General features: G+C 63.1%; 11 protein-coding genes. 2 read left to right on the top strand and 9 right to left on the bottom strand.

The genetic code is table 11. The features are described from left to right. Positions 1 to 22: 22 nt before the first annotated feature. The gene (locus KFF05_08705; GenBank protein ID UTW53398.1) at positions 23 to 2143 is read right to left on the bottom strand and encodes a ComEC family competence protein; all 2121 of its coding nucleotides are present in this window, start codon (positions 2141 to 2143) and stop codon (positions 23 to 25) included. A gap of 146 nt (positions 2144 to 2289) precedes the next feature. Between KFF05_08705 and KFF05_08700 the strand changes: the two genes are divergently transcribed. Both KFF05_08700 and gltA read left to right on the top strand, forming a co-directional pair. Then, positions 2290 to 3711, top strand: coding sequence for a glutamate--tRNA ligase (locus KFF05_08700; GenBank protein ID UTW53397.1), 1422 nt, complete (start codon positions 2290 to 2292; stop codon positions 3709 to 3711). A 96-nt stretch (positions 3712 to 3807) separates the two neighbouring features. After that, positions 3808 to 5121: a citrate (Si)-synthase gene (gene gltA / locus KFF05_08695; GenBank protein ID UTW53396.1), complete on the top strand. Its 1314-nt coding sequence runs from the start codon at positions 3808 to 3810 to the stop codon at positions 5119 to 5121. A 54-nt stretch (positions 5122 to 5175) separates the two neighbouring features. Here the strand turns inward: gltA and lpxB are convergent, their stop codons facing one another. Genes lpxB through rseP form a run of 8 tightly spaced genes read right to left on the bottom strand, consistent with a single transcriptional unit; the run spans position 5176 to position 13581 of the window. Next, positions 5176 to 6351: a lipid-A-disaccharide synthase gene (gene lpxB, locus KFF05_08690; GenBank protein ID UTW53395.1), complete on the bottom strand. Its 1176-nt coding sequence runs from the start codon at positions 6349 to 6351 to the stop codon at positions 5176 to 5178. 2 nt (positions 6352 to 6353) lie between these two features. Then, positions 6354 to 7184, bottom strand: a complete 831-nt coding sequence (gene lpxI, locus KFF05_08685; GenBank protein UTW53394.1) for a UDP-2,3-diacylglucosamine diphosphatase LpxI — start codon at positions 7182 to 7184, stop codon at positions 6354 to 6356. Position 7185: 1 nt separating this feature from the next. Then, the gene (lpxA, locus tag KFF05_08680; protein UTW53393.1) at positions 7186 to 7986 is read right to left on the bottom strand and encodes an acyl-ACP--UDP-N-acetylglucosamine O-acyltransferase; all 801 of its coding nucleotides are present in this window, start codon (positions 7984 to 7986) and stop codon (positions 7186 to 7188) included. After that, positions 7983 to 8447 carry a 3-hydroxyacyl-ACP dehydratase FabZ gene (gene fabZ / locus KFF05_08675; protein ID UTW53392.1) on the bottom strand — a complete coding sequence of 155 codons (465 nt, stop codon included), beginning with the start codon at positions 8445 to 8447 and terminating at the stop codon, positions 7983 to 7985. The genes lpxA and fabZ overlap by 4 nt, the downstream gene beginning before the upstream one ends. A gap of 5 nt (positions 8448 to 8452) precedes the next feature. Further along, positions 8453 to 9475, bottom strand: a complete 1023-nt coding sequence (gene lpxD / locus KFF05_08670) for a UDP-3-O-(3-hydroxymyristoyl)glucosamine N-acyltransferase (GenBank protein UTW53391.1) — start codon at positions 9473 to 9475, stop codon at positions 8453 to 8455. 6 nt (positions 9476 to 9481) lie between these two features. Further along, complete coding sequence (locus KFF05_08665; GenBank protein UTW53390.1) at positions 9482 to 10087, bottom strand: OmpH family outer membrane protein; 606 nt, start codon at positions 10085 to 10087, stop codon at positions 9482 to 9484. Positions 10088 to 10096: 9 nt separating this feature from the next. After that, on the bottom strand, positions 10097 to 12394 hold the full coding sequence (bamA, locus tag KFF05_08660; GenBank protein ID UTW53389.1) for an outer membrane protein assembly factor BamA: 2298 nt from the start codon (positions 12392 to 12394) through the stop codon (positions 10097 to 10099). Between the two features lie 50 nt (positions 12395 to 12444). Next, a complete protein-coding gene (rseP, locus tag KFF05_08655; protein UTW53388.1) occupies positions 12445 to 13581 on the bottom strand; it encodes an RIP metalloprotease RseP in 1137 nt (378 codons plus the stop codon). Positions 13582 to 13592 lie beyond the last annotated feature (11 nt).

The following is a 13592-nucleotide window of genomic DNA, read 5'->3' as shown; positions in this document are numbered from 1 at the left end:
ACACGCTCCGACACACTCTTTCTCAGTGTTTCCGCACCTGACGCACCACCCAGGGCCGCCTGCCGCGACCGTCGTTGACCGTCTGAACCTCGATCGCCTGGCCCAGGGTGATGCTATGCGCACCCTTGGCCTTGAGGTCGAACAGATCGATCACCCGCGCCCCCGTGCCGTCGCAGGCTCGCTTGGCCGGAATCAGGGCGATCACCAGATCGGCGCGACCGCAATCCTCGGCCAGGGCGCCGCGGGTTTCGGCGAGAACCACCCGCCAGCCGGCGCGGGTCAAAACGCAGCCGACACCGTCACAGCGAAGACCGTCCCTCTGGAGACGGCCATATCCTCCGTCACGCGTCCATTGGGTGGCTTCGTCTGCGCGATACCCTGCGTGTTCCAGCCAGTTTTCCCGGGTGAACCGCCCGTGGCGCAGGGAAGAAAACAGATACCCATCTTCGCCCCGCACGGCGGCCAGGTCGCCGGCGGCCGAAACGATGAGGTCCGGCGGCACCACCCGGGCATTGGCGGCGGCGAACAGGGCGATCCCGGCCAGACCGGCCAAACGCAGCCGTCCGCGCAAAACACAGAGCCACAATCCACCCAACGCCAAGCCGGTCAACGCCCAGGCCGGGGCCGAGGGCAGGATTTCCGTCGCCTCGGGCAGGCCCGCGACCCAGTCGGCGGCGCGGATCACCTGCTCCGTGCCCCAGCCCATGGGGATGAGCGCCAGCTTTTCCCAGCCGAACGGCAGTAACAGGAACGACAGCATGGCCGCGGGCATGACCCAAAGCGCTGTTATCGGCACGGCGACCAGATTGGCCAGCAACCCGAACTTGGCGACCTGATTGAAGTGGTATAGCACGAAGGGCGCCGTCGCCATGCTGGCGACTAGGGTGGTGAAGGACACCCCCGCCACGTAAAGGGCGATACCTCGCCCTGCCCAGCGGGACCGGTCGCCGTCGTGTCGCCAGATCCCCCGTTCCGTGGCGGCCTCATAGGCTGCGACCAAGGCGATGGCGGCGGCGAAGGACATCTGGAAACTGGGGCCGAGCAGACTTTCTGGCTGGATCAGCAGCACCACCGTCGCCCCCCAGGCCAGCATGCGCAGCGATATGCCCCGCCGGTCGACCATGACGGCGACCAGCACCATGGCGGCGATCAGGAAGGCCCGCTGGGTCGGCACCGTGGCGCCGGCCATCAAGGCATAGCCGAAGGCCGCGAGAAGGGCCAGAAGCGCCGCCGCCTTCTTGACCGGAAAGCGCTGGGCAAATGGCTGATAAAGGCTGAGAACCCGCCTGGCGCCGAAGAACACGATCCCCGCCGCCAAACCGATGTGCAGCCCGGAAATGGCCAAAAGATGAGCCAGCCCGGCATCGCGAAAGGCGTTCAGGACAGCTTCCGGAATCAGCGACCGGTAACCGGTGATCAATGCCGCCGCAACCGCCCCCGCGTCGCCCGGAACGGCGGTGGTCACCCGCATGGCCAGGCGGACCCGCAGGTTCGACAGGTGAATCCGCCAGTCGAACGGCCCGGGCGGTGGCCCTTCCAGCACCCGCGCCGCCCCCATGGAAAAACCGACGGCACCGATCCCCGTGAAATAGGCATGGCGTTGAAAGTCGAAGCCTCCCGGCATCAAGGGCGGTGACGGCGCTGACAGGCGGCCGCGAACGCGCACCCAGTCCCCGGCCTTGAGCGCCGGTTGATGGCCCCGCAGGCGGAGACGCACACGCTCCGGCGTTTCCGGCGGCCCCAGTGCCGCGATGCGGACCCGGTCCAAAATCACCCGCGATCCCTGGTGAAAGGGCTCGAATTCGACGATCCGGCCTTCGATCACCGTGGTGGGTGTCTCATGGGTCAGGAGCCGCCCGTCCAGGCTTTGCGTGCGCAGCGAGGCGGCGGCGAAACCGAGCGCCACGAAGGCCAGAACCAAGGCAATAAGGAACGGTGCGCCGCCTGATCGGCGCAGCAGAACCGCCGCCAGGACCGCGCCGACAAGAACCAGTGGCCCGGCGAACCAGAGGGGCTCCTCCGGCATCTGGAAATAGGCGCCGATGCCGATCCCCATGCCGACCGGCAGGGCAAACGGCCAGCGCCCCCTGTTGGCTGCTGCTGTCGCGGCCAACTCACTTTGGAACCAATGCCTTAGGGACATATCACCCTCGGCGCCCCCACGCCTGTCCATCCCCGGGTTTCGTGCCGGTACAAGGAATGCTGCGCCCGCACAGAAAGTATGCTATCCCTCCGGCGCCCCCCGTTAAAGTCCCGCGTTCAGGGATCTAAAAGGATAAAAAGACAGCCATGACGGTCGTGACCCGCTTCGCCCCTTCTCCCACTGGTTATCTGCACATCGGCGGCGCGCGCACGGCCTTGTACAATTGGTTATTTGCCAAGCATCACCAGCGTCACGGCGCCGGCGGCAAGTTCTATCTTCGGATCGAAGACACGGACCGCGCCCGTTCGACCCAGGCGGCGGTCGATGCCATCTATGCCGGGCTGGAATGGCTCGGCCTGGATTGGGATGGCGATCCGATTTCCCAGTTCGAACGGGCGGATACGCACCGTGCCGCCGCCGAACGCCTGCTGGCCGAAGGCAAGGCCTATAAGTGCTATTGCTCGCCGGAGGAACTGACCGCCATGCGCGAAACCGCGCGCAAGGAAGGCCGTCAGCGCATGTATGACGGCACGTGGCGTGACCGCGACCCGTCTGAGGCCCCCGCCGGCGTCGATCCGGTGATCCGCATGAAGGCGCCGCTCGAGGGCGAAACGGTGATCGACGATCTGGTGCAGGGCCGGGTTACCGTGGCCAATGCGCAACTGGACGACATGGTGCTGCTGCGCGCCGACGGCACGCCGACCTATATGCTCGCCGTCGTCGTTGACGACCACGACATGGGCATCACCCATGTGATCCGCGGCGACGACCACCTGACCAACGCCTTCCGGCAGACACAACTGTATCTGGCACTGGGCTGGGACACGCCGACCTTCGCCCATATTCCGCTGATCCATGGTCCGGACGGCGCCAAGCTGTCCAAGCGTCATGGCGCCCTGGGTGTCGAAGCCTACCGCGACGACGGCTTCCTGCCCGAAGCGCTGCGCAACTATCTGTTGCGCCTGGGTTGGAGCCACGGCGACGACGAGATCATTTCCACGGATCAGGCGATCGAATGGTTTGGGCTGGAAAACGTCGGCAAATCGGCGGCCCGGTTCGACGTCACCAAGCTGACCAGCCTGAACGGCCATTACATTCGCGAGGCCGATAACGCCCGGCTGACTGACCTTGTCATGGAACGTTTACAGACCGCCTATCCAGGAAGACTTGCTAAAGAGGCTCAGGATCGGCTATTTAAAGGCATGACTGGTTTGAAGGAACGCGCGAAGACAATTTCAGAACTATCTGAAAACGCTATTTTTTACGCCCTTCAACGCCCCATCCCCAAAACGGAAAAAGCGCAACAGCAACTGGGTGCGGACGGAGTAGCCCTGCTTCGTGATCTGCGCCCCGTCCTGGATGCCACCGAAACCTGGCGCGACGAAGCCCTGATGGCCGCCGCCAAAGGATTCGGAGAAGCCGGCGGCCTTAAGCTCGGTGCCGTCGCACAGCCTGTCCGCGCCGCCCTCACGGGCAGCACGGTTTCGCCGAGCGTATTCGAAATCATGGATGTATTGGGCCGTGAGGAAACTTTGGGGCGTCTCGACGACGCCCTGGCCGGCCTTTAACCCCGGACGGACGCGTTAGAACCGCTACACCCCGCGGCATGCGCGCCGAGACGAACCGGAGACCCCTGTCTCCGCCGCCCATAAGGAGGGACACGTATGAGTGACACCAGCCACGGCAAGAACGCCACCTTCACCCTGACGGACAACCGTGACGGCAAAGCCTATGAATTGCCGGTCATGGACGCCAGCGTCGGCCCCTCCGTCATCGACGTGCGTAAGCTCTACGCGGAAACGGATTGCTTTACCTACGATCCGGGTTTCACATCGACCGGCAGTTGCGAGTCCAAGATCACCTACATCGATGGTGACGCGGGCATCCTGCTGTATCGCGGCATTCCGATCCAGGACCTGGCCGAACATTCCGACTTCATGGAAGTCTGCTATCTGCTGCTCTACGGCGAACTGCCGACAGGTCAGCAGAAGGGCAAGTTCGAGAAAGACATCACCTATCACACGATGCTGCACGAGCAGATCGCCAACTTCTTCCGCGGGTTCCGCCGCGACGCCCACCCGATGGCGGTGATGTGCGGCGTGGTTGGTGCCTTGTCGGCATTCTATCACGATTCGACCGACATCAACGATCCGCACCATCGGATGATCGCGTCCTACCGTCTGATCGCCAAGATGCCGACGATCGCCGCCTGGGCCTATAAATACGCCCTTGGTCAGCCGTTCATCTATCCCCGCAACGAGCTGAGCTTCGCGGAAAACTTCCTGCACATGATGTATGCGACGCCCTGCGAGGAATACAAAGTCAGCCCCGTGCTGTCGCGCGCCATGGACCGCATCCTGACGCTCCATGCCGATCACGAACAGAACGCCTCGACCTCGACCGTGCGTCTGGCCGGCTCCTCCGGGGCCAATCCCTTCGCCTGCATCTCGGCCGGGATCGCGTCCCTCTGGGGCCCCGCCCACGGCGGCGCCAACGAGGCCGTTTTGACCATGCTCGGCGAGATCGGCCACAAGGACAACATCAACGAGTACATCAAGAAGGCCAAAGACAAGGACGATCCGTTCCGGCTCATGGGCTTCGGCCACCGCGTCTACAAGAACATGGACCCGCGGGCCAACGTCATGCGTGATTCCTGTCACGAAGTTCTTGAGGAATTGGGCATCAAGGACGAGCCGCTGCTCGACCTGGCCATGGAACTGGAACGCATCGCCCTGGAAGACGAATATTTCGTCAGCCGTAAGCTGTTCCCCAACGTCGATTTCTATTCGGGCATCATCTTCAAGGCCATGGGCATCCCGACCAGTATGTTCACCGTGCTGTTCGCCGTCGCCCGCACGGTCGGCTGGGTTGCCCAGTGGAACGAGATGGTCGAGGATCCGAGCCAGAAGATCGGCCGTCCGCGTCAGCTCTATACCGGTTACACCGAACGGCCGTATGTGCCGATCGACAAGCGCTAAGCCGCTTCCGGTTTGAAATGAGTGAAGGGCCGTCCCACAGGGGCGGCCCTTTTGCTATGCCCGGCCGATGACGCCGGCAACCACCTCGGCCGCCGCTGCGGCCGGGCCGTCGGCAGGGCCCTGCAACATGGCCATGGCCTGCTTGAAATGGCCGCGCTGCGTGGCGCGGGCCGCCTCGTCGCCAAGCAAGGCCTGTAGGGCCGGAGTCAACCGGTCCGCCGTGCAATCGTCCTGGATGAATTCGGGCATGACCTCTTCACCCAGCAGAATGCTGACCAGCCCGGCATGGGGGGTCCGGATCAGGCGCCGGGCAATGGCGGCGGTGACACCGGACACCTTGTAGGCGATCACGGTCGGTACGCCGGCAGCGGCCAGTTCCAGGGTCACCGTGCCCGAGGCCGCGAGCGCCGTGTCGGCGGCGGCGAAGGCCCGCCATTTTTCATCATTCCCGGCAACCACCAGGGGATTGCCCGGCCAGTCCTGCACGGCCGCCATGATCCGGTCTTCGTGACGGGTCAGGGTCGGCACGACCACGCGCCCGCGCCAGCCGCCGGCCCACAAACGAGTCAGGGTCTCGCCGAACACGGGCAGCAGACGGTCCAACTCGCCGCCGCGCGATCCCGGCAACACGGCCAGAACCTGCGCATCGGCGGCGACGGCGTGGCGGGCACGGAAATCGTCGGCGCGGTCATCAGCGCCCGGCTGCGCCCCTATGGACAGGGCGATGGGATGGCCGATGAAGGTCGCGGCCAGACCCTCGCGCGTGAAATAAGGCGGCTCGAACGGATAAAGGCAGAGCATGTGATCGAGGAAGCGGGCCACGGCCTTGGCTCTCTTGGGGCGCCAGGCCCAGACCGTGGGGGCCACGTAATGCACGATGGGCAGGCCCGGCCTGAGAGCCTTGATCTTCTTCGCCACCCGGAAACAGAAGTCCGGGGCATCAATGGTCACCAGAACGGCCGGGTTCTTGGCCAAAACATCGGCGCGGGTCTCCGCCATGCGCGTCAATAACCTCGGCAAGCGCGGCACGACTTCGGCCAGCCCCATGACGGCCAGGTCATCCATGGGGAACAGGCTGTCGAGGCCTTCGTCTGCCATCAAAGGGCCGCCGACGCCTGCGAACCGGACAGCACCGCCAAGACGGATCTTCAGCGCCGCCATCAACGATGCCCCCAGGGCATCACCGGACGCCTCACCGGCAATCAGATAGACCAGGGGGGCATCAGACATCGTCATACTGCTCCTCCGTCCGTATCCGCGTCCGTGAAGCCATGAACGGCCAAACCGGCGGCATCGGCCCGGCGGATCATCTCGTCGCGGTCCAGGATCAGCGACCGCCCGGCCTCGACGGAAATCCCGTGTAGGCCTGCCGCCACGGCCTGATCCACGGTGTCGGGGCCGACAGCCGGCAGGTCCACGCGCGGCTCCTGCCCCGGTTTCATAGCCTTCACGAGGATGCCGCCCCGTGCCTCGAGCCCAGCAGCCGCGATCATGGCTTCGGTACCTTGCGGGCCTTCCCAGGCCACCACACGGCCGCCCGCGGCAATCACCGCCTGACCGGCGTCGCGGCGGCCATGGGCGCGGGCGCCGGAAATTCCGGCGGCAAGGTCCCGCGCCATTTCCCGCGACAACGCCTGTACGCCCAACGTTCCGGCGGGAGTCAGCAGATCCGGCGCCAGATCATGGGGCGCCAGAACCCGGAATCCTTCCTGATCCTCAAGGGCGGTCAAGATGGCGGTCAACAGCCCATCATCGCCCCGGCCCAGGGCCTTGGTGCGGGCCAGAAATCGGGCCGACCACAAATCCGGGATCAGGTCGGCGGCACGGGGCCGCTGCACGGCGCCGGATAGCACGATATCGGTGATATCCAAGGATTTCAGGCGTTTGATGATGCCGCCAACGGCACCCAGTCGGAATGTCTCGACCTCGGTGCCGGAAAACCGGCCAGCATCCCCCTGCCCTTTCAGCGCGGCAACGAACACGGGCCGGCCGGCGGCATGGCAACGTTGCACGAGAATCTCGGGCAGCAGGCCTCCGCCCGCGATGATCCCAAGCCGGGGCAAGCTAGGCCGCATCCTCCACCAGGGGCTGGCAGATGGAGCGCGAGGAATCGGAGCGAATGAACTCGACAATTTCCATGACCGGCTGGTTGTCGCCGAACAGGTTTGCAACATCGTCCAGGCGTTCGGCCATGGTGCCTTCCTGGGCAAAAATCAGGCGGTAAGCCTGGCGCAGAGCGTGGATCGTTTCGCGATCGAAACTGCGGCGCTTGAGACCAACCAGGTTCAAACCTTCAAGTTTGGCCCGGTTGCCGGTGACGGAACCATAGGGAATCACATCCTGGGTCACACCCGTCATACCGCCGATCATGGCATGACGGCCGATGCGCACGAATTGATGGACAGCCGACAGACCGCCGACGATGGCCCATTCCTCGATCGACACGTGTCCCGCCAGGGTGGCGTTGTTGACCAGGATCACGTTGTCAGAAACCTGGCAGTCATGGGCGACATGAGCGCCGACCATGAACAGACAGTTGTTCCCGACTTTGGTTTCCAGGCCACCGCCTTCGGTGCCCGGGTTCATGGTCACGTGTTCACGGATGATCGTGTTGGCACCGATCACCAGGCGCGAAACCTCGCCCTTGAATTTCAGGTCCTGGGGCGCGTGCCCCAGGGAGGCAAAGGGGAACACTCGGCTATGGGCACCGACCCGTGTGTGTCCCTCGACGACGACGTGGGACAGCAGTTCGACACCGTCCTCAAGCACTGCATCAGGCCCGACAACACAGAACGGGCCGACCGTGACCCCACTGCCGATCTCGGCGTCCGGATGGACCTGCGCCATCGCGTGAATGTCGGTCATTTTTGTCTCACGATCATGGCCGCAAATACGGCCTCCGCCTTGGTGACGCCGTCAGCGACGGCCTTGCCTTTGAATTTCCACACGTCGCCCCGGTTCTGGATGCATTCGACGTGGATATGCACGCAGTCGCCGGGCACCACGGGCTTGCGGAACCGGGCGCTGTCCACTGTCATGAAGTAGACCAAGGCATCCTTGGCATCGGTCAGTCCGGCCATGACCAGAACGCCCGCCGTCTGCGCCATGGCCTCGACGATCAGCACACCCGGCATGATCGGATGGCCTGGGAAATGGCCTTGGAAGAAGGGTTCGTTGATGGTCACGTTCTTGATGCCCGTGCCGCTCGTGCCCGGGATCGCATCGATCACCTTGTCGATGAGAAGAAACGGATACCGATGCGGAATCATTTCCATGATCCGGTTGATATCAATTTCCATGGTTTCCGTGCTTGCCTCGGAATCCATCTCCCCTAGTCTCCTTTCTTCTTGGCCAACTTGGACAATGTCGCCAATTCCTTCATCCATTCGCGCCTGTCCTTGGCGGGCGAACCGCCGATGGTCGCTCCCGGCGGAACGTCGCGCATGACCCCGCTTTGGGCCGCGATGCGCACGCCTTTGCCGACCGACAAATGGCCTGCGATACCGACCTGGCCGCCGATAATAACAAAATCGTCGATATGGGTACTGCCAGAAATACCGACGAAGCTGACGAGGATGCAGCCCCGCCCGATCCGTACGTTGTGGGCGATCTGCACCAGATTGTCGATCTTCGTGCCGGCGCCGATCACCGTGTCGGGCCCTGCCCCCCGGTCGATGGTCGTATTGGCGCCGATCTCGACATCCGATTCAATGATGACCCGGCCCAGTTGCGGCACCTTCAGATGGCCCGCAGCCCCCGGCGCGAAGCCGAACCCGTCCTGGCCGACGCGCACGCCCGGATGGATGATGACACGGTCCCCGATAAGGCAATACTGCAACGTGACCCCGGCCCCAATGGCACAATCCGCGCCGATTGTAACGCCGTGCTCAACCACGGCGCCCGGGCCGATCACGGTTCCCGCACCAATCACGGCACCGTCCTGGACCACGGCGCCGGCGTCGATGCGGCTTTCCGGCGAAATTTCCGCGCCGTCGGCAACATGGGCCCGCGGATGGATGCCGGGTTCAATCGGTGGGCGCGGGTAGAAGTGCGCCGCCGCCAGGGCGAAGGCACGGTAGGGATCGTCGCTCAACAATAGAGCGGCACCTTTCGGCGCCTGGTCCGCGAGGCTGGGGACCGCCAGAATGGCGGATGCCTTGGCTGTGCGGAACGCATCCAGATACTTGCGGTTGTCGATAAAGCTCAGGTGCCCCTCGCCCGCCGAGGACAACGGCATGACGTCAACAATCGACAGATCGCCAGACGTATCGGGCCCCAAGGTTGCCCCCGTGGCCTCCGCCAGTTGTCTCAGGGTGAAGGGCCCGGCCCTCGTGAAAAATCGGGGGTCGGCCATCGGCGTCTATTTTTGCGGCGGCGTGACTTTGACCGCCGGCAGACGCTTGTCGAGACGGGCCAGCACTTCCGGCGTCACTTCAATGGGCGGATGAACGACGATGGTCGCGCTTTTACGGAAGATCAGGCCGTAAGACCGCTCGTTCGCCAGTTCGAGAACAATGGCGTTATAGACCTTTTGGACTTCGATGACGGCCTCGGCGTTGGCGCGGTCGAGCTGCTGATTGCGTGACTGCACCAGTCGCTGGACCTCGGCCACTTTCTGATCGAACTTGCGGCGTTCCTCGTCAAAGGCGTCGGGCGACAGGATGGTGCGCTTGCGGCGCAGTTCTTCGTTGGCCGTACGCAGGTCGCCCTGCATCTTCTCGATCTCTTCCTGATAGCTTTTGCGCAGCTGGGACACCTGGTCGCGGATGTTCTTCATCGCCTTCGCTTCGCGCAGGATGCGTTGTACATCCAGCACGGCCACCTTGGCGGCGCGCGCGTTGATATCCTCTGCCGTCGCTGCCTGGCCGGTCTTGGATTCCTGCTGGGCTTGGGCGGCGGCGGGAATGGCAAGGCACAAAGCCAGCATCATGCCGCGCCAAACAACGGACTTGGTAACGTAATACAAAAGAACCTCCTAAAATCGCGTGCCGAAGTTCACGCGGACAAGCTCGGTTTCATCAAACGATTCCTTGACCACCGGAATGCCGAGGTCGAGACCGAGGGGGCCGAACGGCGATTTCCAGGTTACACCGAAGCCGATGGAAGCACGGAGCGAGCCCGTATCCTCGATCCCGGTGCGGGTGGTCGCGATCTCCCCGGCGCTACCGATATCGGTGAACACGCGGCCGGCGACACCCAATTCAGCCGGCAGGCCCAGGGGGAAGCCAAGCTCCAGCGTACCGGAATACATCCATTCACCCCCCAGCGAGTCATCCGTCGTAATATCGCGCGGCCCGACACCGCCGACGGAAAATCCGCGTAGGTCGCGACCGCCGACAAAGAACCGCTCGGACAATACGACGTCATCCTGCAATGCGTAGACAATACCCGCCCTGCCGCCAAGGGTGAGAAGGAAGCCTTCGCTAGGCGTCCAGTGATAGGCGCCAGACGCGACGTTCTTCACGCTGTAGATATCGCCGCCAAGACCCGAGAGGTTGGTCGCAAGTTTGGCGAAATAGCCCTTGGTCGGTGTCAGGCGGTTATCGCGTTTATCGTAAGTGATGCCGTGTTCGACGGACGAGAAAAAGTTGGTTCCCGCCGCATCCTGAACCACCAGTGACGCGCCGGAATCGACATCCAGGATGGATTCTTGCCGTAGTTCATAGGCCCAGTTCTGGGTCAACAGTTCGGTGATATGGTAGCCGGCGCGCAACCGGAAGCCCGTCCGTTTCTTATCGAAGGAACCGTAATCCTGCAGATCCTCGGTGATACGGAAGACGTCGAAACCGGCCGCAATATCGCGGTTCAGGAAGAACGGTTCCGTGAACTTCAAGTCGATTTCGCTGCGCCGCGCGGCCAGGATGAAGCGCAGCGATAGATCCCGGCCTGTGCCGAGCAGGTTACGCTCGCGCAGCCCGAAATCACCAAGCACGCCCTGATCGGTCGAGAACCCGGCGCCGATGGAGATTGAACCCGTCGATTTTTCCGTCACGGTCACGTTAATGACCGCCTTATCGGGGGCGCTGCCGGGAACCGGCTCCATTTCTACGGTTTCGAAGAAATCCAGGTTCTGGATGCGGGTGCGCGACCGGCGCAGCTTGGCCGCATTGAAGGCATCGCCTTCAACCAGACGGAACTCGCGGCGGATCACGTCGTCCTGTGTGCGCGCATTGCCGACGATGTTGATGCGTTCAACGAACACGCGCGGCCCTTCGTTGACCTCGAAGACCACATCGATCGTCCGCTTATCGCGGTCACGATCCAGGCGCGGGCGCACTTCTACGAAGGCAAACCCCTTCTCGCCGACCGCTTCGGTGATGGAATCGATGGTCTTATCGACCTCGCTTGCGTCGTACCAATCGCCGGAATCAATGTCGACGACCTTGCGAAGAGACTCGACATCAAGATTACGGATGGTGGTGACCACATCGACCTTGCCGAAGCGGTACCGCTTTCCTTCCTGGACACTGAAGGTAATGAAGAAATTCTTGCGGTCGCGGGTCAGCTCGGCAACGGCGGACTGCACGCGGAAATCGGCGAACCCGTTGCGCAGATAGAAGCGGCGCAGAAGTTCGCGATCGAGGGTCAGGCGGTCGGGATCGTAGGTATCGTCGCTCGACAGGAATCGGTACCACACGGACTCCCGTGTCTGAACGTTCTCGCGCAGATCGTCATCGTCAAAGAACTCGTTGCCGATGAAAGAAATACGGGCGACCTTGGTCGGCTCCCCTTCGTTGATTTCAAACACCAGATCAATGCGGTTCTGCGGCAGACGGATGACCTTGGGTTCCACCGTCGCGCCGAACCGGCCGGTCGAACGGTAGACGGCCAGAATGCGCTGCAGATCGGTTTGAACCTTGGCACGGGTGAAGATGACGCGGGGGCGCAGCGTGACTTCGCCCTCCAACGTCGAATCCTCAACCTTCTTGTTCCCTTCGAAGGCGACGCGGTTGATGATCGGGTTTTCGACCACGTTGACGATCAGCCGCGTGCCGTCCTGACGCATGGTGACGTCGGCAAACAGGCCGGTCGCGAACAGGCTTTTCAGGGAACGGTTGATGCGAACAGGATCAGCGGCCTCACCTTCTTTAATCAGAAGATAGGACCGAATGGTGCCCGGCTCGATACGCTGGGCCCCCTCGACAACGATTTCGCTGATCGTGTCGCGGCCCTGCGCCGATGCATCCGCAGCCGCCGCCCAGATGACGGCAGTCAGCGCAAAACCAAGAAGGAGACGTGATAGGCGCTCCAATTTCTTCCCCCGAACGTACATGCCAAGGCCCCAGGTGTACGCCTTTATGAGCCTAAATCATTGGCAATCCGTTAAATTAACCCCTTGAACCATGTGACGACGCGGTCCCATGGCATCTGGGTTATATCATTCCATGTCACGAACACGACCAGAAACAGTACAAGCGCCAAGCCCAGGCGCATGCCGTATTCCTCGATCTTGGGCGCCACCGGCCGCCCTCGCAACCCTTCCGCCGCGTAAAACACCAACCGCCCGCCATCCAAAACCGGGATCGGAAACAGGTTGATGAGGCCCAGGTTGACCGACAGCGCGGCCATGAACATGACCAGTTCCTTGAAGCCAAGCTGTGCGATATCGCCGGAAAGCTGAGCGATGCGCAACGGCCCGCCCAGTTCTTCCGCCGAACGATCACCGGTAATCATCTCGCCGAGCACGCCGAAGATGCGGGTCACCATTTGCACCGTATATCCGACCCCCGTGGAAACCGCTTCGACCGGCCCCTGGCGCTCGTATTCGACCGCCTGGGGATCGAACCGCACACCGAGCAGGCCGATCGGCGCCGCTTGTCCTTCGACGGAATGGGATTGAGGGGTGACGGTCAAGGTCAGGGTTTCAGCGCCGCGCACAACGTCCATGCGCAACGTCACGCCCGGTTGCGCGGAAACTGTCTGGCGCAGATCCTCGAACCATTTGATCGGCTGTCCGTCGATGGCGGTGATGCGGTCACCCGGCAGCAGCTGCGCCAATTCGGCGGCGCTGCCCGGCTGCACCTCGCCGACGGCGGCCAGCGGCCGCGCCGTGCCGACAATCCCGGCCAGAAGCGCCACCAGAACGGCGGCGAAAATGAAATTGGCGAGCGGCCCGCCGGCGACGATGGCCGAGCGCTGCCACAGCTTCTTGTGATGGAACGACACCGCCTTCTCTTCGGCCGGCAGGGGCTCGGACTCTTCCTCTTCCTCCCAGCCCATGTCGGCTTCGCCGAACATCTTGACGTAGCCGCCAAGCGGAATGGCGCTGATTTTCCAACGGGTGTCATGCTTATCGGTCCAACCGAAGATTTCCGGCCCGAAGCCGATGGAAAACACCTCGACCCTTACCCCGCAGCGGCGCGCGATCCAGTAGTGGCCCCATTCGTGGACGAACACCAGGATCGTCAGCACGATCAGGAAAACCACGACGTAATTGAAGGCGAAGTCGACGATATTCATGTGGGGTCCTT

It is taken from the genome of bacterium SCSIO 12827 (genome assembly GCA_024397995.1).
GTDB lineage: Bacteria > Pseudomonadota > Alphaproteobacteria > Rhodospirillales > Casp-alpha2 > UBA1479.
Note: the sequence above shows the minus strand (reverse complement) of the source record. Positions and strands in the feature narration are given on the sequence as shown.

Excerpts from the sequence above, each read along its gene's own strand:
- lpxB (UTW53395.1), bottom strand. The coding sequence starts at position 6,351 with ATGTCTGATGCCCCCCTGGTCTATCTGATTGCCGGTGAGGCGTCCGGT.
- rseP (UTW53388.1), bottom strand. The coding sequence starts at position 13,581 with ATGAATATCGTCGACTTCGCCTTCAATTACGTCGTGGTTTTCCTGATC.
- KFF05_08705 (UTW53398.1), bottom strand. The coding sequence starts at position 2,143 with ATGTCCCTAAGGCATTGGTTCCAAAGTGAGTTGGCCGCGACAGCAGCA.
- fabZ (UTW53392.1), bottom strand. The coding sequence starts at position 8,447 with ATGGATTCCGAGGCAAGCACGGAAACCATGGAAATTGATATCAACCGG.
- lpxA (UTW53393.1), bottom strand. The coding sequence starts at position 7,986 with ATGACCGACATTCACGCGATGGCGCAGGTCCATCCGGACGCCGAGATC.
- lpxD (UTW53391.1), bottom strand. The coding sequence starts at position 9,475 with ATGGCCGACCCCCGATTTTTCACGAGGGCCGGGCCCTTCACCCTGAGA.
- bamA (UTW53389.1), bottom strand. The coding sequence starts at position 12,394 with ATGTACGTTCGGGGGAAGAAATTGGAGCGCCTATCACGTCTCCTTCTT.
- KFF05_08700 (UTW53397.1), top strand. The coding sequence starts at position 2,290 with ATGACGGTCGTGACCCGCTTCGCCCCTTCTCCCACTGGTTATCTGCAC.
- gltA (UTW53396.1), top strand. The coding sequence starts at position 3,808 with ATGAGTGACACCAGCCACGGCAAGAACGCCACCTTCACCCTGACGGAC.